The following is a 19,762-nucleotide window of genomic DNA, read 5'->3' as shown; positions in this document are numbered from 1 at the left end:
GGGTATGATTTCTATTTCCAGTAAAATCCCTCCTATCAAATTATACTTTCAGTCTAAATTCATGAAATTATGTCAGTATCCTGCCGTTACTTCAAAGATCAAAGAGGGACTGCCTCAGCTCCTGAACTATAGTATCCGTTAGTGGAAAAGGTGATAGCTGATTATGTACCTCATAATTCTACTGTCATAAATACACTATTCGGGTCTTCAATATAATCTGAAAATGGCCTACAATACTGAAAGCCGAAACTTTCGTAAAGTTTTCTTGCCGGTTCGAAAGCTTCCATCGATCCCGTTTCCAAACTTAAACGTTGATAATTACGTCGCTTGGCTTCCTCAATGATGTGTGCAAGGACTCTCTTCGCAACACCTTTTCTCAGATGTGATGAAGAAGTACGCATTGACTTTACCTCACCATGTTGTCCATCAAGTTCCTTAAGTGCTCCACAACCAACTAATTGATCTTGTTCCCATGCGCTCCAGAAAGTAATATCCGTTTTTTTCAATCCCTCAAGATTTAAGGCATGTATACTTTCTGATGGGGAATGAAGAGCCATACCCTGAAGATGCTCCCCGATTAATGAAGCCACCTCAGGACCAGTTAAATCATCTAGTTTAATATTCAGAAAGACCACTCCATTTCCTACATTTATTTAATTGCTAATTTTGGTTTTCCATATTCATACTCAATTATCCTGCCGGTGGAGAAAAGGCAGCCGATCGTACTGGCCGGCTGCCTTCGTGTCTCTATGCGCTATCGTACCCGTTAGTTGAACCACCTGTTATGTGTTCATCGGTCCCATCATCGTTCGATTATATACTTCTCCCAGTGTTTGATTTCGTCATCATCAGGTTCGACCAGTAGTTCATCTGTTGAAGATGCTTTTTCAGCATTATGAACATAATTAGGATGTTCCCAAGTTGATTCACATTCACTACAACATAGAATTAGCTTGTTTGATTTAGCCTCTTTTAAAATTTCAACCCAGCCCTGGTCACAAATCACACACCATTTTACTTTGTTTTTGTAGTTATTAATACTAATCATCCTATCTATTATAGAAGTCATTCTTTAAACTATCCTGCTCGTTAGCTTAATAAAATGAATAAAATGAGCAGGCTCCTGCAGCTCCTGCTCATCGATGTATGCTATTTAACTAACTTACCCGTTGCGTAACCCCTTGTTACAAACTATAGGATCTTGACCGTAGCAACCTCTCTTCCAGCCCATAATCTAAATGTATATCCGCTGACAAGATCTTGCCAAGGCGCGTCATCGACTAGAAATCGTACATCCGCATATGTATCCCAAGTACCTTTAATTGGACCTGTAATTCTAACAGGTACGGTCCAAGCTTCCCCGGTAAACTGCTTACCCTCGAGATCTCCGTAGTTCACAATTAGATCATGCAACCAATTATTACAGGGATAATTGCTTGGGTCCCTATCCCAGGTAATGAGTGCTTTGACTGAACGTATTGTTTCCATGATTGACCTCCCTTGTTCAGTACAAGATGATTGTCAGAAATATGTAGGTTGAGCTATCGTACTCCGTTAGCGTAATGAAACATTTCTCATGTCCAATAATTGCTTTATCCCTACATTATCGGTTCAACACTTCGTCAACCCATGAAATATCCATGTTTTATTTTGATTACCGAAAGTTATGGCTTTCCTTTTCCGAAGAATACATGGAGAATATATTCATGTACGGATGCTATAAAAATCATGGGGAATATGCTAAAAGCCATTACGATATTCCCAATCAACCCCAAACGGCTTTTTCCAAAATATCCAAAGACAGCACCTATTGGATTGGCAACTAATGTCCACAGCCAAATAGGCATACCCTCATTTAATGGTTTGTTTTGCCCGGGAACAAAGAAAAATATTGACCAAAACACAATTCCAAATAGAAAAATAACCAAAGATGCAATACGCCATATTCTATATAAAATCGTTTGGTTTATCTTTGTCAAATATAACATTCCTTTGAGAGAATTTTGAAAATAAAATTGCTCTTTCATTTGAACTATCGTACCCGTTAGCGTCATGGGCTGTTGCTGGTATTAATCATCTTTCTCATCAGAATCCCGGCCAAAAGATAACAGAATGAAGTAACTATAAATACTTAAAAATACTGGGCGTCATAGCTAGGTAGACGCTTAAAGGGAGCGACCAAAAATATGCGATTAGCATAATGAAACGTTTCCGAATAATCGATCCTATTACTGCTACAAATGCTGGGGCTAAAAGAAATGCCCCCGTTCTTATGAGAACGTCATTACTTGGTGACGCAGAGTTATATGGGTTATTGAAGTTTAGAATTAGCCAAAGCACTATCGTTCCTAACGATGAAAGGATGCCTAAATATCTCCAATGTTTCACCCAAGCCCTCCTAATCAACAATATCATTATACATCATATGGTACCACAAATTGTTAATGCCTTGCCCGTTACTTCAATTAAACAGGGAACAGTGCCGCGGCGATTTGCTCCCTTTTATGGTTGAAATATCGTATCCGTAAGTTCAATCAACTAAATGATGCTTCAACATAACTTTGGTCGTAAATCCAGGAGTTAATCAGTCATTTTTTGAGTTCTTGAATTAAGTCATTAATTTTTTTTCCAATTTCGTCATCCTGATTCTTCTCATAGACATAAAAAATTAATACATTTTTTATTTCGAATGCTCCATGTTCTACAAACTCAACAGGTCTATCGTAAAAGTCCTCACGACCTTCTTTCCGTTCTTTATTAGACTTGAAAATATAAAAATGAATGACGCCAGCGGATAATTGGTAAAAGCTTGGTTTTACTCCATTTATCCCTTGCTGAAAAATGTTCTCTGGATTTTCTTCTGCTTTAGTAAGTTGTAACCCCTCTTTTTGAAAAACATCCAATAAATGTTCAAGGGTCAATGGATTATTAGTACTACATCCCGCAAGGACCATTAAGAAAATAAGGATAATCATACAAAGAACTCGATTCATTAAATCCCCCCTTAACCTCAATAATTAGACGGAAACTTCGAGATAATGTTCCACTCTCCTGCCCGTTACTTCAATGAGCATCAAAAAGGAGCTGTCCTCGCGGCAGCTCCCCCACTATCGTACCCGTTAGCGTAATGCGTTATAAATTTTTCTAGCAATTTCAGCCAATTTTTTTATATTTTCAAGGCCCATGTTATCCAATTCATACTCTTTAGCTGTTTTTTCAAAATAACCCCAATCATTGTTTGCACCAATCAGTTCGATCTCTTTAATCAATTCCGAAAATACATCAATACCCTCGATTTCAATATATAATTTTGCTAAGTCCGCAAAACCTTCCTCATTTTGTTGTTTGTTCGTGGCTTTTAAGCTAAAAATAAAGTGTTCGAAATAATTTTCTGGATATTTTTCCATCATTAATGCACTCTCCAACCCAATAATTCTATTTGTTGAACAATCGTGCCCGTAGTTCAATGTCTCTAGACTTTGCCTAAATACTCTCAGCCACGAAGTACATCCTCAAGAGTTAACATTAGCCTTTTTAGATTTTTAATATCAGTACGTGACAATTTAGGTTTATTGTTTAGCAATTGTTTGGTTATTACAAGTAGTTCTCCGAAATACTCTGTTGATGTAGTGAAGAAAGTATCTCTCCAATCTTTAAGTTCTCTCAATAAATCTGTTTCACCAATTCCCTCTAACTCATTGACTAAATGAACTATAAATTCTTGTATATTCTCTGGGGTATCAAAATTCCAATCCATTGAGTTCCTCCAATCCCTTTAGAACTGTGCCTGACAGTTGAAAAAATACTACCAGTTATGATGGAAGACTGTTGTCCTTGAACTCTCGTACCCGTTAGCGTAATTAGTCATTTCTATCAGAGGTGTTTTTTCGATGTCATCCTGTTTTGTTCGGTCATTAACAAACTTCATAGATGGAACATCCAAACCGCTTCGATTTATCTATTTTAAATTATTCTCTAACACGTATCCGTTATTCCACGTACCAATGAGTAAATATCGGTTATCGTTACTAAATTCGGCAAAACAAGCATAAGGAATGTTCTCAACCAATATGGTTGTTAAATCTTTATACCTCAAGATGAAAAGTTTGCTACTATAAGTAACAACGATAAAGTTACTATCGTTTGAAAGATGGATGTGTCTAAAGTATCCAGTCTCGTCAGGATAATCATTAGTTACAATGTCATTTTTCTTTAAAACTTTTTTAAATTCTGAGTCCACTAAGGTTATTTCATTTGCTTGTACTAAGATAAAAACTTGATGAATGGAGTCAAAAACCACAGAATCCCAATACCAAATTTCTGAATTGCTTAGTACCTCAATTGAATCTTTATTTATGGGTTCTTTTACTTTTACAATTTTATGCAATCTATAATCTGTTTCGTCAACATAACTCAACGTAAATAAATGTGAATTTTCAGTTTGTATAAACTGATTATAATAAATAAGGGTTGGGCAACCAGTTAAAAGAAGTGAGTCTTCAAAATCTGTTAGTATTTCATGTTCCTTTGTATGAATATCAATTAATGCGATTTGACGACCGTAACTGGTGTGGAGGATATCGAGTATCAAGTTGTCTTGGGTAAAATTAACATCACCTTCAATTAATTTATAAGCTTTATTGGATTGAAATGTTTTTACCAATGAAAAGTCGACTGTATCATAAACGCAAATGGTACCGACAGTATTTTTAATCAATAAATATTCATTGTTTTTAGAGAATCTCATATCGGATGGATGTTTAGGTTTATCTAGCTCAGCAATTTTGTCCCAGGATTTCAAGTCAAAAACAATCGTCTTACTACCCATATTATGACACAAATATCTATTATCACTTGACATTCTTATTCTATATGAAGTTTTTAATTTTTTTATCAGATTCATTTGAAACATGTGTTATCTCCTTAAACAGCGCAAATGTGAAACGAAGATTCCGTACACTACATAACATTTTGGGTATTTATAATTCAAACTATACTGCCTGTTGTGATGGCGCTCTAGTACCCATTAGCTTAATACTGTACGAATAAAATCAATCGAAAGTGCGATTAAGATGAGTAAACCTGCAAAAAAAATAATAAACCAACCAATAGTATTTAAAGTAAGGATTTCGAATGAAAATTCAAGTACTGCCCATAATGTCAGGTGATTTTCTTTCTTAGCACCTTTAAATTCTTTAATGAAATCACGAAGGGAGTATCCGCCCAGTAGTGTCATACCAAATCCAAAAATCCAAGCTATAAGCCGACTTCCTTCATGTATCACAATACCCATCGAAATCCCCCTTTTTCTACGAGTATAATCCCCTATTTTTGGATGCATATTCAAAGATATTGTTCAAATAAACTGCCCGTTAGCGCAATGACGGCTGCCCCGCGGCAGCCGTTTTGGTGTTGAACTATCGTTTCCCGTTAGCTTAATCGACCGGCCGCGAAAATACATACCTTCAGGTTCGCTTTCGTTTTAATTTGCGGATAAGTTTATCAAGAGCCGTGCCTACTAAAAAGAAAAAAATCAAATGCATGACATAACCGCGTATTTTTGCACTGATAGCGGCAGTAACTGGCGGCTCAAAAGGATCAAAATCCAGCATCCAATGATGGAATGGCTCAAACGGTCCAAGTCCTATCATGAGAATCGTCGGATTATGAATATGAATCGTTTTCCAATAGTCGTGAAAGCAAATGATAACGCTGAATAACGAGAACCAAAATGCCGCTCTTCTCCAAATAAACATGAACACGCTCCTTCAAATCCACGGTACATGCAGTAACGCGATTCTTTTTGGAAGGTTTTAATCTGTCTGAATTGAACTATCGTACCCGTTAACATGCATCTCTTATGCTACACCACAGAGCATGAAAGTTAATCCGTTCTTTCATGGTAGTTTAACGAAGTAAACAAGCTACTCATCTTCTTTCTCATTCGCTTCAGACCAATTAATAAACCCTTCTGTCCAATTATCTTTGTCAATTTCATATTCAACAATATAAAAAGCATCTAAATAATCTCTAAACCCTGGAAGTGTTTTGTATCTTTTCACCACTGATTCTGCTTTTTCTAATGACGAATATATTCCTATTAGTTTTGTCTCATCGTAGACTCCATCTTCCCCGACCTCATAAGAATGTTCAACTAAATATACAGTTTTCATCTTCTATTCACCTCTAAAGGTGTATTCGCGAAATAATTAAACTATCCTGCAAATTAGCGGGGCTGCCTCGCGGCACCCTTTTCAGCATTGAACTATCGCTATCCGTTGTACAAGAATCTAATATAAAGTCGATTAGGTATATAACAATATAAACCACAGCAGCAACCCTTCCAAAATTCGTCCAAAAACCTTTATCTTTTCTTAAAATTCTTAAGTACACAATACTTGCAACAATCATTAAAATAAACAATGGCGATACAGCAAGTTGTGAAAAAAGTTGTGAAAATTCAAAATTATTTTCAGACCCTTCAGATAACATACATACTTCTCCCTTTTTATCTAATTCTTTATTAAACTATATTGCCCATTAATTCAATAAACAAAAAAAGGAGCTGTGCAAGCACATACTCCTCAACATTTTTTCCGTTAGCTCAATAAATTGGTTTGTATATTCTATTTGTGTCAGTATCAATTACGAAATCAACCTCTACATCATTATCAAGAGGTATTTGATCAAAGGTATGGAATCTGCAAAATACTTCGGGTAATTCTCTAATATCAGAAGTCAACCTTTTTGCTTGTAAATACTTTTGTTTTAATTCCTGTTTAGTACATTTGGCACCTGTAATGTGAATACGGTGAAAATAGCCATCAATTTCAATTAACATTATCATCACGAGTGGTTGCTAACCAATCAATATAGCTAAGAATACTTACATAATAACTTATTTTGTGACAATAGTTAATCATTTTTTATTACTCATATATTGTCTGCCTGTTGTCATTGCACTATCGTATCCGTTAGTTCAACGAGCTGTACTATATGATCTCGCTAAATGGTAGTTCGTTTTCAATTGTCTTTCTCAACTCGATCAAATGCTGCTGCAGCCCTTCGTTATCCCTAAACATATCTTTCATTAAAATATATCTTGTAATATCCCTGATTTTTAAGAAGATTGGAATTTGTTTTAATAAACCATCATCGACAGTGTACTTCTGAGAGTATCCTTCAATAAAACTCGTAAAAAACTCCTTTATATACTCACTTCGGATAGGGTTATTTCTGGATACTTCAAGTCTACACTTATCCATGGTCGCATCATATAGCGGAATTGAAAGCTCATTTGCAAACCAAAAATATGCACATTCATCAAAATCGAAGAGCGTTATTTTCCATTCTCTATCCACTCGAAAGTTACCATGGTGATTATCATTATGTATGAGCCCGTAATGATTATTCTTAGACAGCTCTTCTATCTGTTTTTTGACCGTATAATATTGTTTAACTACGTAAGGGTCCTGTTCTTGTAACACGTTTATGCTGTTTAATAATTGGTTGCTTTCTACGATGCCCGAAGGTCGGCTATTGCTGCCTAAAGGTGGGCTATATTGCCTTGTTAACTGATGAATTTCTCCAGTGATCTTTCCCCAGTTTTGGATAAGTTGCGGATTCCAATCTTCCACTTTATCATGAAAGGATACTTTCCTCCCTGCTGCTTTTACAATGCATACAACGGCAAATATATCCTGCTTGCATGCAATTTCCTCGACATACTTTCCACCTTTTGAACGTATGGGTGATGAAACAGAAACACCTTTTCAGATAAAAATTGAATCCATTCTATCTCTGCGGCGATCAAGTCCTTCTTCTTCGTTGCCACCGGGGTAATACGAATAAAGTGCTCCTCGTTTCCAATGGTGCAGCTACAAACAATATTATTGTTGCCCCTCATGTATCTCTCATTATTTATTGCGCTATTATGATAGAGCTTGATGGCACTATCAAAGACAACCTTTATTTCATCTTGTTCTTCAAGACCAACCAACATCCATCAGCCCCTAATCAATCTTATTCAATAGTTCATAATACCAAACATTGGAACTATCCCGATCCCTTAACGTATCCGCAATGGATATGACTCGATTCTTCACTTAAATAAGAGTCTTTTGATATCTAATCTGAATTAAATTTCTGCCTCTATAAATTTGCCTCTCTGTTCCGTCGCACAAAAAATGTTGGTATTCATAGAACCTGATAGCATTTTTGTTATCCTTCAGCACCCATAAGAAAGCTATTCCATATCCAAGTTCTTTAAATTTGTCTATTCCCCAGTTCAATAAATGTTTTCCAAGCCCCATACCTCTGTAATTTTGAAGCAGGTATATCGCGGATATTTCTCCCCCGCATTGTTGTAAATCAATGTCACTGCAAGCTTTTAATATCATACATCCTACAGCTTTGTTATCAACTAACATTATTGCAATTTGTTCTGTACCTTGAATGAGAGCTTTATAAAAATACCTCTCTCTCACGATTGGTGTGCACTGATTTAGATATTCATCTGGTATTATTCCTTTATATGCAGCCCGATAAGACTCTGAATGGACAAAGCCCAGATCTTGAGCATCTTCTAACTTAGCCCAACGTATTTCAATCATAGAATCTCCTTTGCCTCAGAAGTTTTTACTAGATTATTTCGATAGGTTTTCGCTTATCCCTTCTCCGTTAGCACAACGAAGCGATGGATTGGCTCCATCGCTTATTTCTTCACTATCGTACCTGTTAGCTCAGTGCAATTTAGTAAGCATCTTCAAAACTTAGAAGATCTCTAAGTCCCCCAGTAAATTTTAATAAAGCTTTGCTTCCTGTGATAAATTCAATGTAAATATTATCTTCATACGAGCCGCTGATTTGTGCACGAACAATAATGTTATTTTTCTGAAACTGAATTCTTATATATCCATCAGAATCATTAACTTGAAGTTCTATTACTTTTTCTTGGGAATTGATACAATGAACAAAATCCTCAATCTGTTCTTTTCTCACACAAAAATGAGAAGTATGTGATCTGAATTTTGTAACTGCAGTCAAACCAAATGTAAATTTAATTCGAACCAGATATCTTGTCGCTAATTCGAGCTTTGCAGAATTATCAATCGAAGACAAAGTAATTTTATTCGATAAAGGTAACATAATTTATTACTCCCTACAATGTGTTAACCAAATCAGGAGCCTCGCTATCTGTTCCCCTGTATCTGGCGTATAATTTAGGTTTTATCTTCAAACCCCCATCGTTCCAGTAGCCACTTATTATCAATAATATCCTGTTCTGTTAATCGGTCCAATTTCATTTTAGCAAGTAGAAGGAGATCTTTATGATCTGTGTAAGTAAAGTCCTTGTAGATCTCCTGATTCTTTTTATGGAATACGTGGATTAGCTCAGTTAGTTCGAAATAAGGCAAAGCCCCTGATTTCCATTCCAAAAAAGATTGATACAAGGGTTCCAGAGCTTGCTCAGTTACCAATTTTTGATATTCCTCAATCATCTCACGCTCTTGCTGTCGTTTTTGTTGTTTAGGAGTTAATCTGCTCTCCATGTTATTTGCCTCCTTTTTTATATTTGATCCATGCCCTGCAATACCGCGTTTCTCCAATACAAAACGACTTTCCGGCGTTCACCGCGCAGCTGAGCAGACGTAAAATCTATTTGTTGTACCATTTGTCTGAATTGAATTCCTCTGGAATTTCTTGTTCGGCAGGGTCATCAAAACCCATTTCCTCAAGTGAGTCGAACCATAAATCCCTCTTTGGTTCTGGGAGTTTTGAGCCACACCAAGGGCAGTATGTAATTAAGGAATACGATGAACAACCATCATGAATGATTATTCCGTATTCATCAAATTTTTGATTGTAAAAAATCAAATTATCTGGACATTCAAAAGGATTATTATGTTGTTCGCAAACGTAGTTTGCCTGCTGCGTCATAGTATCACAACAATGTTTTTTTCCCATATCGTCCTCCGATTTCTTTTTTAATCATTATACCGTAAAACAATATTCTAATGTCCCTGCCCAGATGTGCACCGATTGCTTTAATAAGCAATACAATTTTGTTTAAATAAAAACACGAGACAAAACTTTGAATTACAGTTTTGTCTCGCGTTTCCCTGAAACGTATTCATGTGACATTTAACTATCGTACCCGTTAACATCCATGCCGCACAAAGGGCGGCACCACAGAGAATGAAAGTTAATCCGTTCTTTCATACTAGCTTAATGGTGCATATGTGATCGTAAATGATTTGCTTTTTCTCTTTAATAATCATCAACAGCATACATAAACAGACTACTATTATTATTAAAGTCAAAGAAATACCTGGAATTGTGGGGTTTCCAGAACTAATCGATCCACCACCGTAAACAAACTTAGTGTTGGATCGGTTATGGATACATGTTCTTGTCCTATTACGGCTAAGGATATATGTTCTTGTCCTTGACTTTGGACAAGAACATATATCCTTAAAATAAAAAAGCCGCGATTTACGCGGATTCTTAAGCATATATGTTCTTGTCCCCCGACATCCGGTCACCTGTAAGCCGTCAGGTTATTTATTCATCATAAAAAATCACAATTTTTTTGTTGTTTTTCTCATCATTTATTCTAATTGAATAATTAGTGATAGTGGGATCATTTATAGTAGGTGTTAAGCCATTTTCGTTGTATTTATAATTACTTGATTCTGTATCAATACTTCCCTTTTTTCCGGAAGAGGATATTATAAAAGTATCAGATCAGTCTTTTAGCATATCTTTTGAGATAATATTAGAATAGACTTGCCAAAATTTATTCGATTCAACGATTTGTTCAGATAGTAACCATTCATCAATTTTACTCTTACTAACTTGAAGTTCTTTCTTCTGGCAAATTAAAACATTGCTTTATGTAGTAATGTTTTTTTTTCTTAAGACTAACTAAATCGAATTTACAGGTGACCTGAAACAGTATGCCCACGGGCGCTGCCATCGTATTATTGATCAAACTATCGTACCCAATAGCTCAATAACCCTCGACTCTCCAGATCCTAGATTCTCCCCATATGAAGAGCAGTCATCTCTTGGAGCGTCGTATATCCCCATTGCTCGATGAGCTTGCAATAGCTCTCCGCATCATGTATCTGCGCGGCGACGTCGGCGATCGTCATGGACCAAGCGACCTTGGGTAGTGGTGCCGCATCCGGTTTCCTTCTGATCTCCTTGCTGTACTCTGCCATACTTTTGACAGCTTTCCGGCGAATCTGTTGAGTATTGCGTTCATCCTCCAGATAGTTGTTCAGCGCGGATTGTATCCAAACGAGCGCACAGTCACTGTATCCATTATGTTGAACCAAGAAGCAGGCCACAGTGAGAAAGTGGACCTGCCCGTATCGGGGATCTGAGAATTCTAGAGCCAGAAATTCATCGAAAATCGTTTGGCACGTGCTCCCTTCCGGTAGAACGGCGCCGCACGTATGGCAGGCTTCAGTCATGCTTGTTCCTCCTCAACTTTGATGTTGCTTTTATTTGAACTATACTATAGTATCCGTTAGTTCAGTGCTTCTTGATTAACCCATAAGCAAATATTAAAATTCCAATGATTAAGAAAAACAAGACAAAGAAGTTATCATTGAAACTCGGGTATTCTGGTTTGAAATCAGTATTTGTACCGTGTGATGCGTAACCAGCCAGAATAAACGAATAAGAAATATTAGCCACACATCTTTCAATAGTATAGATTAATCCACTTGAAATCATAAATATTGTCCCCAATACCTTGTAAGCATGATTGACCACATATTTCAGCTCCTTTAATTTATATTTGAATTTGTCAATGTTATTAATATTCTCCCTATTCAAACTAAGCCCTTTAACATCGAGAAACCTCTATTTAGATATTGATTGTCATAGAGCATAACTGCCAGTTAACTGAACAGGCTGCCGATGATGCCGGCCTGTTGTCATTGTGATATCGTATCCGTTAGCTTAAACAATAGATGACAACTCATAACGGACGATGGTCTGACAACAATTCTCGGGTCCGTTGTAAATCTCATTATTAATTCCTCAAATCCATAATAGTTGACCGATCGATTTTAACAGGTTCGATCACATTGAATAGAAATCGAGTATCATTTAAATATTCTCTTATGTACGCTTGGGCATACTGTTGTTCATCAATTAAACTAGATGTTTCTCTTGGATCGGAGGCATGATGACAGTAATTCTCGATCATAAACATGACGAAGAAACATTCTAGATACCGAACGTAGTCCGTTTCCAGCTTTCTTACACTCTCGTAGCCTTGGATAAACATCCATCGATGCTTAGGATAAAGCTCTAACAACGTGCCTGCCATATCATAGAGATAATACCCGTAACCACACCTCCCGAAATCAATCGGATAGGGGTGATCATCGTTGAAAACGATGTTGCCTGAATGTAAATCCGCATGCACAAGTCCGTAGTTGTGGTTGTTCCGCTGCATTCCAGCAAGTTCAGATACGATCTTCTCAGCTGCAGCTTGATATGACCTCCATGCCTCATCCGATAAAAAACGTGGATAATACCGTTCCAACTTGGCCATTTCACGTCTAAAACTATCTGCTCCCCATTGGGGTCGAACAAAATCAGAAGGCGGAACGAAATTCGTAGCAGCTTCATGCAGTCTACCCATCATTACGCCCATGCTATAAACACGGCTGTCCGTAAATTCCCCACTTGCATGCTCCCCCTCTACCCACCGCATCATCGTGACATAGGGGCATTGATATCCCTCTTCAGTATTGATCTCCAATACATAAGAACCGTTACAGCTTGCCATTCCTTCTGGTACATTTAGATCATGCGATTTGTTCAATGCCTGGAGAAAAGCAAGTTCTGAACGAATTTCCTCTCTGCTCAATCGTTCCGAATGAATACGAAGCAAATAACATTCCGCTGTACTTGTCTCAACTTTATACGTTATCGTGTCGGATAGTTGGATAAATTGAATGCGCTCCCATTCCAAGTCATACTGTTGTAATGCCGATAAAGCCACTTTCCTCGCTCGAACTAGTAAAGATCGCCTATTTTCATCTGTATCAAATCGAAAAAATTCGTACATATATTGTCTCCCTCAACTATTATATTTTTGTCTTGTCATTCGAATTATGAACTAACAACATCATAGAAAACCCCATAAGCTTACGATATTCATGAGGCAATAACCAAATACTTGTTATACATGTAATTATATTTGTAGTAACTCCTTGAGAATATATAAAAAACAATTAGAAATTAAATATTACATAAAAAAGTCACATCAGAATTTAATCCAACGTGACTATTAACAATCTATTTTTTTGAATAAACGATTTTTTTAATACTATAGCAAGAAAGACAGAATTGATCTGAAAGTTGATCAATAGTTACACCGAAGGAAAATTTTTGACGAATCTCATTGTTTCTGTGGTTCAAATATTTTCTGCTACCTGAATTTTCGCCCCATTTCTTACGTAATCCTTTAGGTTTAGGGACATATACCATTCCACCATGTACATACTTCTGTATTTCCTTTAATAATTCTTCTGGAAAAATGATATCAGCGTTCACATATTTCATGATAGCTCTACTCCTTAAAATAGTTGAAATTTTCAAGGTAGCAAAGTCTATTCTATAAACAATTATCACAATTCAAGGAATTAAGGCGGTAACTAATTTCTAGCTCCATACAAACAACCGCCGTTGTTCATAGTGTAGACTTTGCATAGAGCTTATCTTAAACCTTGCCATAGTGATCCTCCTTACTAAAATATCGTTTCTAGCACAATCAGGGTATTTTTTTCCATATATAACTTCGATATGAACACCTAATATCCTGCGAAGCAGCGAATTTAGTGTTTAACTAGTCTGCCCTTTAGCTTAATGAAAAATGGAGCAGCTGCCGCGGCGTCTGCTCCTTGATCTGATGGAACTATCGTACCAGTTAGCTTAATGATCCCCACTAAAAAATCCCTCTGGATAGTGTTCGTCATTTTCCCTTTCTACATCAGGATAGCGCGTAAAAACTGATTGAAATTCATCCTCTTTGATCAGATGGTTAATTAGCTGTTCAACTCTCTCCCTGCTTATAAAGTCAATCAGCACCATATCACTGGACCAAAAAAATGAACCATCCATCCATTCACCGGTTTTAATGTTCTTTTGCCTTAATGTCTCGATATTTTTGTAGGTGAATAAGCTCGCAACCCATTTGGATCGATCCGGAAAGACAACAATTACATCGGAATTTACATCATAACAATCCCATGAGCCTACTAGCCATTCTTCAGCTTCAATCCATACATAACGCTTCGAATAGTTCATGAATGTCTCCTCACTCAAGTTTGTTATCCTTTTAAATAACGATCCACGTTAGCTTAATGTCCAGCAGTACATGTTAATAAGGACTTTTCTAGCTTGGTAGTGCGGAAGATCAGCACTCAGTCTTTTTTATCTTTAAAAAAGACTTTATAAAAGAGGGTTACAACTATCAATGATAATAACATGTCTGTTACAGGTTCATCTGTCTTAAACAATGATGCTAGCGTGTAAAATAACAATCCAGAAATCAGTAGCATGATAATAATTAATTTTGTTTTAATCATAATAAAGCACATCCTATCTCAACTTTCCTACCGCTGCTTATGCGTTAGAAGCTGTTATTCTCGAGAGAGTATGAAAGGTCTAACGAATACCGTGCTCCAGTTATATTACCATTTTTGGAACTATCCTGCCCTTCTGCCGCTGGAAAATTGCTCCTTGTTTAGTTGCTATTGTATCCGTTAGCTTAATGTTTTCAAGGCTCTTTTTTCTTGGCTAACATTTCATTTATACTGTGCAGTTCGATCCGATCTACTACATCTCTCTTGTCAGTGTAAACATTCTCGACCACAATAGAAAGTTCGTCTTTTTCAAAATAGGCTAATAACCTTTTCGCGTCGACTTTTATAGGGGCCAGATACTGTTGAAGCCTTATCTGGTCGTTTTTAAGTACTTCTAAATACTCATCGCTCGTTGAAATAAAATACAAAGCAATATACCTCAAAAAATTATAACCATCACAGTAATCGTCGTACAATCTTTCCATTATTCGCAAAGGTTCGTTGTCATTTTGAATTAATTTATTAAGCAAATCCAGTATTCTTTCTTGTTCAAAAAATCCAAGAGAGATCAGATTTCTAATTTGCTTTTCTGTATCTTGAAAAGCATATTTATTTTTATAGTCTCTAGAAACAAAGTCGAAATATTCTTTATCTCCAAGAAGGTCTTCCAACTCGTCGTGACTATACAACCACTGTTCAAATTCATATATTTGAATTTGATTTTTAATAAATCGATACATAAAACGGTGTGCTTCAATTTTATCTAACATATTATAAAGCCCCCATAATACGAGATATACTCAACTTATAAAGATCTACGCGATTCTGCCTTGAGTTGAGACTGTCGTGAGGCAGCCTATTGCAGTTAAACTATCGTTCCCGTTAGTGCAAATTTAATCATTAACATACCTCAATCACGACAAGTTATTTATCTTGTTCTAATTTTTTCAATCTTGTCTCTAATTCTTTTATTCTTTGACTGGATCTATTGACATCAAGAAACAATCCAATGATGAAAAAAGGAATTATTATTTGTATGTCAAATTGACCTGTTATCCACTGCATTACACCAAGAAAGGCAAGTAATCCAATAAAGCTCATTATCGCAGTCCATACCATCTATGATCACTTCCCTCATGTACTCGTTATTGTGGTGCGTATATTAGTTTGCACATTATCCTGCCATTTAGCTCTTATGATTTTCATATATCCACCTCTTTTCCGCTCATGTTTAGCAGTTCAAACTTGAATTATAAATAGATATTATTTAATTGTTACTACCTGACCATTAATTACATCTATTTCAAACCGTTCTCCTGATAAAGATCCTCCGTCGTGTGTAAAATGTATATCTGCTTGCGAGGTCGGCTCCAACTTAACCCAATAGTTAACTTGCTCAACCCCTATCCCATGGATCTCATATACAGTGATAAACGGATGCGCTGGAAAGGCATGATCCCTAATGCCAAGAATTGAGACAACTTCCTATTTGATTAGGTTGCCTTCATTTTCTCACGGATTATTGGACCGCTGAAGGTAAGCTAGGTTGACGCTTACTTTTAAAGGAAAAAAGAAGTTAACCACACTTAGCTGGTTAACCTCATAATACAAAACTATTTTACAGACTCCCTTCTCAATTTCCCGTTGTGTGCACTTGTTGTTTTCTTCATAATAAAGATACTTTGCTGACAAGCTCATTTTTTTTATTAAATAGAGCAGCTTCCCTTAAAGATAACCATTGTATTTTACCAAGGTACGGCACATAAGCCCATTCATTCGGTCGATCCTGAAAAACCTCTGAACGAATTAACTCTTGATTTTTCTTATTACATACAATTAAATAACCTTTCACAATAGATACTTCGTGTACGATGTATAGACTTGCTTTAAATTTCCTGTCGGGACTTGAAATCGGTTTTTTTCCAAAACCACTCATTTTTCAATTCTTCTTTTATTACGTTATCAAATGCTTGGTTGAATGGAGTTGGATCCCAATTTTTTTCAGAAACGATTTTATCTATTCCATTTCTCAATATTTCCAAAGTTGTTTCTTTTTTTCGTTGATCATTCATGGAAAAGAATGAATCTACATCAAATTTTATCTGAACTTCACAAACACCTAACTGTTCAATAACCCTAGAATCTGTTACTTCGTTCACGCAACAAATCAAAACTTTCCATGTGTCTTCGGTTTTAAATTTGATAAAAAAGCGTTCATAAAGTGAAGCTATACAGCGAATTTCATCCCTAAATTGAACTCTTTTTTGACTCTAAGTTGCTTCATAATCTTCAGGTGTTCCATCTTTTTTTGTATAAGGTATATCTAAATCAAATTCTTTTAAAATAGGAAATTTTATACACCTCAATTTTATCATAAGAAGAGCTTTGATATATGCACTTCTTAACTTTTTTTATTCCCTACCTGATCTTTGATGTAATCTCATTGGTTCATTCTGCTCTATAATCTTTGAGCATTCTGGTATTACCAATCGATTTTTCATGTCAGTTTTAACGATTCTTAATACCGGTTTTCCCAACTTTTCCAGTAGCTTTTTCAAAAATTTCGTAAGCATGTTGTACTTTCTTACTTGATTTACTGTTATTATAAACAGGTACCTTTTTCATTTAGAATCGTCTGTATTAAAAAAAATAGGAGTGTGAATAGGAAAATGTTACTTCGGGTAAAATTGATGACCTCTTTGGTGGCGTTAATGACATTGTTATCATTTTGTATTTCAGCAAGTGCATCAGCCACCGGCAATGTTACGATTAAATCATCAGTAGCCAATGAAGCAACTTTTACTGGTCAAATTATTAATAGCCGGACATATGTTAATTTGATAGGGCTTCTGAATTGCCTTCCCTACTCAGTAAAACCTAAGGCAAAGTCATTTATTTCTGAAACGAAAACATTAAATATTTACAACAGTGATTTTGCATCAAATCCAACCCCTCTGTTACAATTTCATGTGGGCGATGACTTCTTTTATGCTGGAAAGGAAAAAATTGAAATGGATACAAAAATTCTATTAATTAACAATAGAATTTATATACCATTAAAGCCAGTAACAACTTATTATAATCTCAATGTAACTTTTGATCAGAAAATCAAAACAATTACAGTGACTAAATAGGATTAAAAAACCCGGTACTCGGTATGGTCAAGCCCTAATTTAGTTGACAATGAAAAGCCCTATGCAGAAAGCTGGTACCGATACTCCATCGGTGTCAGCTTTTTCAATTTTAGCTGAATTCGTTCTTGGTATAAACGTATTATAAATTTCTTCAATTCTACGTTGTACATGGAACGGATATCATAAGAATAGAGCACTTCCGCTTTCAGATGCGAGAAGAAGTTCCATAACGGCGTTGTCTAAGCAATTGCCGCGACGACGCGACATGTTTGGGCACCAACCTTAGGCAGCATGTAGCGATAAGCATGTGACATATACTGGAAGTCTGATCGCTATGAACGATCAGATCAGCTATCTTACCAGTTGCGTCCTTTTGGTCTTTTAAAGCTTTCCTGAACGTTTCTAATACCAGTTCAATATCATTTCTCTGCTCATATGGAAGGCTACGATGTCTTTTCCACACAGATCCTTAATGGCCGATAATTTTAGGCGCTGGTCGCCTAAGCGGTATTGCTTGATGTCTGTCATCCATTTCTGATTAGGTTTGTCAGCCGTAAATTTACGTTTGAGCAAGTTTGGGCAACTCCTCCATCAGGTTTCGCAACCTGATATTTACTGAAGTATGGACGCTTGGCGCAAATGATAGACCGGATACCCATTTCCTGCATAAGCCGTAATACTTTCTTATGATTAACTTTATCATCGTACAGGCGCTCCAATTCTCCCTGGATCCTACCAATATGGGATCATTCTAATCGAATGATCCTATTATTTTTAACTTTTACGTTATTTAAAGCTAGGGGTAGCAGTCGAAACGTTTTCACCCAACGAAGCGATGGATCGGCTTCATCACCTTTTCTGCACTATCGTATCCGTTAGCTCAATCTTTCCTGGTAAGTATTGAGTATTTTTCAAAACTGAGTACATCATCCATAACTTCGCCATTAAAATCCTGCATATAGTGATATTGTGCAATCAGGTCTTCTTTATAGATTACATTTAATGTTGTTTGTATGAACTCAATCGGCGTATCAAAGCGATAGTTAATAACCAGAGCAATCCGTTCGTTTGTTAGCTCTATTGAGGAAATGTCTTCGTTTCCGAAGAGTTCGAAATAATCTTCCGGGTCATCCTCTTTCCAAGAATTTATCCAATTCCAAAAACCCTTCTTCGACTCCTCAAAGGGCTTCTTCTCAATCACAAATTTCCTTAATTCAATCGTATCCAGGTCTATCGCTCCTTTCGGGGTTATGGCCGAGTGATGCCCTCGCTCAGCTATCGTATCCGTTAGTTCAGCTACCTGCACTAGTGATAAACCGTTACTGTACCTTCTGGACATATGCTAAGAAAAGGATTTTCTGGTGAATTCTCTGGGGTAATTGATACGTTCTTTTCAAACGTTTTTGATAAGAATTGCATAAATTGAAATAAGGCACTCCTTTCCTTTAAAGTTGAAATCTCTTTTGGCGAAATATCAATTCCATTTCATTCTCGTCAAAGAAATGACTATAAACTTTTATTCCTTTGAATTCAAATGTTAACGTGAAGGCAAAATCATTTTTCTCATCAAATATTTGTCTCGCGCTATAATTATTGATTTTTTCTTGGTATCCGTCTTTATATAGTTGTGGCTGCCAATCTGTTTTCTTAATTAAGTCCAGCAATTCTCCCCAAACCACGATATCAATATCATGGACATAAATATCCCTATAGGAGCCATCCACTTCAAATATTTTGTCTTCAATTCGTTTATCAATTTGCAATCTTGGTCATCCCCTAATCAGCTCATATCTAGAATACATTCTTCCCAATATCCTGCCCTTGAACAAAGGCAGCCGATCATTCTGGCCGGCTGCCTTTAGGCGTTAGTATTAACTATAGTCTCCCGTTAGCGGAATAACTTCAAATAGATTTCTTAATCCCTTTATTTAACCCAATTATTATTAAAACTAGTCCAAGTATTAAGAAAATCCCTACGAATATATTATCAAAAACACCAGGCATATTTGGTTCAGA

At 36.3% G+C, this 19,762-nt stretch carries 30 protein-coding genes; 1 reads left to right on the top strand and 29 read right to left on the bottom strand.

Annotated elements, in window-relative coordinates; translation table 11 throughout:
• Window positions 1-170: 170 nt before the first annotated feature.
• From DFP97_RS29090 to DFP97_RS30490, 25 genes are all read right to left on the bottom strand, one after another.
• Window positions 171-626, bottom strand: coding sequence for a GNAT family N-acetyltransferase (locus tag DFP97_RS29090; protein ID WP_114384166.1), 456 nt, complete (start codon window positions 624-626; stop codon window positions 171-173).
• Between the two features lie 176 nt (window positions 627-802).
• The gene (locus DFP97_RS29085; RefSeq protein ID WP_114384165.1) at window positions 803-1,069 is read right to left on the bottom strand and encodes a hypothetical protein; all 267 of its coding nucleotides are present in this window, start codon (window positions 1,067-1,069) and stop codon (window positions 803-805) included.
• A 122-nt stretch (window positions 1,070-1,191) separates the two neighbouring features.
• Window positions 1,192-1,488 (bottom strand): hypothetical protein, encoded by a 297-nt coding sequence (locus DFP97_RS29080; RefSeq protein ID WP_114384164.1) that lies wholly within the window; start codon window positions 1,486-1,488, stop codon window positions 1,192-1,194.
• Between the two features lie 176 nt (window positions 1,489-1,664).
• Window positions 1,665-2,027: a hypothetical protein gene (locus DFP97_RS29075; protein WP_147275114.1), complete on the bottom strand. Its 363-nt coding sequence runs from the start codon at window positions 2,025-2,027 to the stop codon at window positions 1,665-1,667.
• 561 nt (window positions 2,028-2,588) lie between these two features.
• On the bottom strand, window positions 2,589-2,993 hold the full coding sequence (locus DFP97_RS29065) for a hypothetical protein (RefSeq protein ID WP_114384161.1): 405 nt from the start codon (window positions 2,991-2,993) through the stop codon (window positions 2,589-2,591).
• A 126-nt stretch (window positions 2,994-3,119) separates the two neighbouring features.
• Window positions 3,120-3,410 carry a hypothetical protein gene (locus DFP97_RS29060; RefSeq protein WP_114384160.1) on the bottom strand — a complete coding sequence of 97 codons (291 nt, stop codon included), beginning with the start codon at window positions 3,408-3,410 and terminating at the stop codon, window positions 3,120-3,122.
• 83 nt (window positions 3,411-3,493) lie between these two features.
• Window positions 3,494-3,757, bottom strand: a complete 264-nt coding sequence (locus DFP97_RS29055; protein WP_114384159.1) for a hypothetical protein — start codon at window positions 3,755-3,757, stop codon at window positions 3,494-3,496.
• Between the two features lie 201 nt (window positions 3,758-3,958).
• Complete coding sequence (locus DFP97_RS29050; RefSeq protein ID WP_114384158.1) at window positions 3,959-4,912, bottom strand: YncE family protein; 954 nt, start codon at window positions 4,910-4,912, stop codon at window positions 3,959-3,961.
• Window positions 4,913-5,026: 114 nt separating this feature from the next.
• Window positions 5,027-5,293, bottom strand: a complete 267-nt coding sequence (locus tag DFP97_RS29045; RefSeq protein ID WP_114384157.1) for a hypothetical protein — start codon at window positions 5,291-5,293, stop codon at window positions 5,027-5,029.
• A gap of 172 nt (window positions 5,294-5,465) precedes the next feature.
• Window positions 5,466-5,756, bottom strand: coding sequence for a hypothetical protein (locus DFP97_RS29040; protein ID WP_114384156.1), 291 nt, complete (start codon window positions 5,754-5,756; stop codon window positions 5,466-5,468).
• A gap of 168 nt (window positions 5,757-5,924) precedes the next feature.
• Complete coding sequence (locus DFP97_RS29035) at window positions 5,925-6,173, bottom strand: DUF7336 domain-containing protein (RefSeq protein WP_114384155.1); 249 nt, start codon at window positions 6,171-6,173, stop codon at window positions 5,925-5,927.
• Between the two features lie 13 nt (window positions 6,174-6,186).
• Window positions 6,187-6,492, bottom strand: coding sequence for a hypothetical protein (locus DFP97_RS29030; protein ID WP_114384154.1), 306 nt, complete (start codon window positions 6,490-6,492; stop codon window positions 6,187-6,189).
• A 500-nt stretch (window positions 6,493-6,992) separates the two neighbouring features.
• Window positions 6,993-7,637 (bottom strand): phosphotransferase enzyme family protein, encoded by a 645-nt coding sequence (locus DFP97_RS29020; RefSeq protein ID WP_181873721.1) that lies wholly within the window; start codon window positions 7,635-7,637, stop codon window positions 6,993-6,995.
• A 35-nt stretch (window positions 7,638-7,672) separates the two neighbouring features.
• The gene (locus DFP97_RS29015; protein ID WP_114384151.1) at window positions 7,673-8,002 is read right to left on the bottom strand and encodes a hypothetical protein; all 330 of its coding nucleotides are present in this window, start codon (window positions 8,000-8,002) and stop codon (window positions 7,673-7,675) included.
• Between the two features lie 103 nt (window positions 8,003-8,105).
• On the bottom strand, window positions 8,106-8,612 hold the full coding sequence (locus DFP97_RS29010) for a GNAT family N-acetyltransferase (protein WP_114384150.1): 507 nt from the start codon (window positions 8,610-8,612) through the stop codon (window positions 8,106-8,108).
• A gap of 139 nt (window positions 8,613-8,751) precedes the next feature.
• A complete protein-coding gene (locus DFP97_RS29005; protein WP_114384149.1) occupies window positions 8,752-9,147 on the bottom strand; it encodes a hypothetical protein in 396 nt (131 codons plus the stop codon).
• A 74-nt stretch (window positions 9,148-9,221) separates the two neighbouring features.
• Window positions 9,222-9,551 carry a hypothetical protein gene (locus DFP97_RS29000; RefSeq protein WP_114384148.1) on the bottom strand — a complete coding sequence of 110 codons (330 nt, stop codon included), beginning with the start codon at window positions 9,549-9,551 and terminating at the stop codon, window positions 9,222-9,224.
• 106 nt (window positions 9,552-9,657) lie between these two features.
• Window positions 9,658-9,966 carry a DUF6980 family protein gene (locus tag DFP97_RS28995; protein WP_114384147.1) on the bottom strand — a complete coding sequence of 103 codons (309 nt, stop codon included), beginning with the start codon at window positions 9,964-9,966 and terminating at the stop codon, window positions 9,658-9,660.
• A 1,070-nt stretch (window positions 9,967-11,036) separates the two neighbouring features.
• Window positions 11,037-11,480 carry a DUF5946 family protein gene (locus DFP97_RS28990; protein WP_114384146.1) on the bottom strand — a complete coding sequence of 148 codons (444 nt, stop codon included), beginning with the start codon at window positions 11,478-11,480 and terminating at the stop codon, window positions 11,037-11,039.
• Between the two features lie 566 nt (window positions 11,481-12,046).
• Window positions 12,047-13,093, bottom strand: coding sequence for a phosphotransferase enzyme family protein (locus tag DFP97_RS28980; RefSeq protein WP_114384144.1), 1,047 nt, complete (start codon window positions 13,091-13,093; stop codon window positions 12,047-12,049).
• 230 nt (window positions 13,094-13,323) lie between these two features.
• On the bottom strand, window positions 13,324-13,590 hold the full coding sequence (locus DFP97_RS28975; RefSeq protein ID WP_114384143.1) for a CD3324 family protein: 267 nt from the start codon (window positions 13,588-13,590) through the stop codon (window positions 13,324-13,326).
• 369 nt (window positions 13,591-13,959) lie between these two features.
• Complete coding sequence (locus tag DFP97_RS28970; protein WP_114384142.1) at window positions 13,960-14,334, bottom strand: hypothetical protein; 375 nt, start codon at window positions 14,332-14,334, stop codon at window positions 13,960-13,962.
• A gap of 472 nt (window positions 14,335-14,806) precedes the next feature.
• Window positions 14,807-15,382 carry a hypothetical protein gene (locus DFP97_RS28965; RefSeq protein WP_114384141.1) on the bottom strand — a complete coding sequence of 192 codons (576 nt, stop codon included), beginning with the start codon at window positions 15,380-15,382 and terminating at the stop codon, window positions 14,807-14,809.
• A 154-nt stretch (window positions 15,383-15,536) separates the two neighbouring features.
• Window positions 15,537-15,731 carry a hypothetical protein gene (locus DFP97_RS28960; protein ID WP_114384140.1) on the bottom strand — a complete coding sequence of 65 codons (195 nt, stop codon included), beginning with the start codon at window positions 15,729-15,731 and terminating at the stop codon, window positions 15,537-15,539.
• Window positions 15,732-16,498: 767 nt separating this feature from the next.
• Complete coding sequence (locus tag DFP97_RS30490; protein WP_147275113.1) at window positions 16,499-16,771, bottom strand: hypothetical protein; 273 nt, start codon at window positions 16,769-16,771, stop codon at window positions 16,499-16,501.
• A 510-nt stretch (window positions 16,772-17,281) separates the two neighbouring features.
• Here DFP97_RS30490 and DFP97_RS28950 point away from each other — a divergent pair.
• A complete protein-coding gene (locus DFP97_RS28950) occupies window positions 17,282-17,746 on the top strand; it encodes a stalk domain-containing protein (RefSeq protein WP_114384138.1) in 465 nt (154 codons plus the stop codon).
• A 402-nt stretch (window positions 17,747-18,148) separates the two neighbouring features.
• Here the strand turns inward: DFP97_RS28950 and DFP97_RS31035 are convergent, their stop codons facing one another.
• The 4 genes from DFP97_RS31035 to DFP97_RS28930 form a co-directional block, all read right to left on the bottom strand.
• Window positions 18,149-18,319: a hypothetical protein gene (locus DFP97_RS31035; RefSeq protein ID WP_181873722.1), complete on the bottom strand. Its 171-nt coding sequence runs from the start codon at window positions 18,317-18,319 to the stop codon at window positions 18,149-18,151.
• Window positions 18,271-18,477, bottom strand: coding sequence for a helix-turn-helix domain-containing protein (locus tag DFP97_RS32390; protein WP_425453569.1), 207 nt, complete (start codon window positions 18,475-18,477; stop codon window positions 18,271-18,273). Before DFP97_RS32390 ends, DFP97_RS31035 begins: the two co-directional genes overlap by 49 nt.
• A 149-nt stretch (window positions 18,478-18,626) precedes the next feature.
• Window positions 18,627-19,052, bottom strand: a complete 426-nt coding sequence (locus DFP97_RS28935) for a hypothetical protein (protein WP_114384135.1) — start codon at window positions 19,050-19,052, stop codon at window positions 18,627-18,629.
• Window positions 19,053-19,191: 139 nt separating this feature from the next.
• Window positions 19,192-19,509, bottom strand: coding sequence for a hypothetical protein (locus DFP97_RS28930; RefSeq protein WP_114384134.1), 318 nt, complete (start codon window positions 19,507-19,509; stop codon window positions 19,192-19,194).
• Between the last annotated feature and the right edge of the window lie 253 nt (window positions 19,510-19,762).

The organism is Paenibacillus prosopidis, assembly GCF_003337375.1.
Classification (GTDB): Bacteria; Bacillota; Bacilli; order Paenibacillales; family Paenibacillaceae; genus Pristimantibacillus; species Pristimantibacillus prosopidis.
This window is presented reverse-complemented; position numbering and strand designations above follow the sequence as displayed.

Excerpts from the sequence above, each read along its gene's own strand:
- DFP97_RS28970 (WP_114384142.1), bottom strand. The coding sequence starts at position 14,334 with ATGAACTATTCGAAGCGTTATGTATGGATTGAAGCTGAAGAATGGCTA.
- DFP97_RS29015 (WP_114384151.1), bottom strand. The coding sequence starts at position 8,002 with ATGTTGGTTGGTCTTGAAGAACAAGATGAAATAAAGGTTGTCTTTGAT.
- DFP97_RS29080 (WP_114384164.1), bottom strand. The coding sequence starts at position 1,488 with ATGGAAACAATACGTTCAGTCAAAGCACTCATTACCTGGGATAGGGAC.
- DFP97_RS28960 (WP_114384140.1), bottom strand. The coding sequence starts at position 15,731 with ATGGTATGGACTGCGATAATGAGCTTTATTGGATTACTTGCCTTTCTT.
- DFP97_RS28975 (WP_114384143.1), bottom strand. The coding sequence starts at position 13,590 with ATGAAATATGTGAACGCTGATATCATTTTTCCAGAAGAATTATTAAAG.
- DFP97_RS29010 (WP_114384150.1), bottom strand. The coding sequence starts at position 8,612 with ATGATTGAAATACGTTGGGCTAAGTTAGAAGATGCTCAAGATCTGGGC.
- DFP97_RS28995 (WP_114384147.1), bottom strand. The coding sequence starts at position 9,966 with ATGGGAAAAAAACATTGTTGTGATACTATGACGCAGCAGGCAAACTAC.
- DFP97_RS29085 (WP_114384165.1), bottom strand. The coding sequence starts at position 1,069 with ATGACTTCTATAATAGATAGGATGATTAGTATTAATAACTACAAAAAC.
- DFP97_RS29050 (WP_114384158.1), bottom strand. The coding sequence starts at position 4,912 with ATGTTTCAAATGAATCTGATAAAAAAATTAAAAACTTCATATAGAATA.
- DFP97_RS28950 (WP_114384138.1), top strand. The coding sequence starts at position 17,282 with ATGTTACTTCGGGTAAAATTGATGACCTCTTTGGTGGCGTTAATGACA.
- DFP97_RS28965 (WP_114384141.1), bottom strand. The coding sequence starts at position 15,382 with ATGTTAGATAAAATTGAAGCACACCGTTTTATGTATCGATTTATTAAA.
- DFP97_RS29005 (WP_114384149.1), bottom strand. The coding sequence starts at position 9,147 with ATGTTACCTTTATCGAATAAAATTACTTTGTCTTCGATTGATAATTCT.
- DFP97_RS29075 (WP_147275114.1), bottom strand. The coding sequence starts at position 2,027 with ATGAAAGAGCAATTTTATTTTCAAAATTCTCTCAAAGGAATGTTATAT.
- DFP97_RS29000 (WP_114384148.1), bottom strand. The coding sequence starts at position 9,551 with ATGGAGAGCAGATTAACTCCTAAACAACAAAAACGACAGCAAGAGCGT.
- DFP97_RS28980 (WP_114384144.1), bottom strand. The coding sequence starts at position 13,093 with ATGTACGAATTTTTTCGATTTGATACAGATGAAAATAGGCGATCTTTA.
- DFP97_RS29040 (WP_114384156.1), bottom strand. The coding sequence starts at position 5,756 with ATGTTTATTTGGAGAAGAGCGGCATTTTGGTTCTCGTTATTCAGCGTT.
- DFP97_RS29055 (WP_114384159.1), bottom strand. The coding sequence starts at position 3,757 with ATGGATTGGAATTTTGATACCCCAGAGAATATACAAGAATTTATAGTT.
- DFP97_RS29060 (WP_114384160.1), bottom strand. The coding sequence starts at position 3,410 with ATGATGGAAAAATATCCAGAAAATTATTTCGAACACTTTATTTTTAGC.
- DFP97_RS28990 (WP_114384146.1), bottom strand. The coding sequence starts at position 11,480 with ATGACTGAAGCCTGCCATACGTGCGGCGCCGTTCTACCGGAAGGGAGC.
- DFP97_RS29035 (WP_114384155.1), bottom strand. The coding sequence starts at position 6,173 with ATGAAAACTGTATATTTAGTTGAACATTCTTATGAGGTCGGGGAAGAT.
- DFP97_RS29065 (WP_114384161.1), bottom strand. The coding sequence starts at position 2,993 with ATGAATCGAGTTCTTTGTATGATTATCCTTATTTTCTTAATGGTCCTT.
- DFP97_RS29045 (WP_114384157.1), bottom strand. The coding sequence starts at position 5,293 with ATGGGTATTGTGATACATGAAGGAAGTCGGCTTATAGCTTGGATTTTT.
- DFP97_RS29030 (WP_114384154.1), bottom strand. The coding sequence starts at position 6,492 with ATGTTATCTGAAGGGTCTGAAAATAATTTTGAATTTTCACAACTTTTT.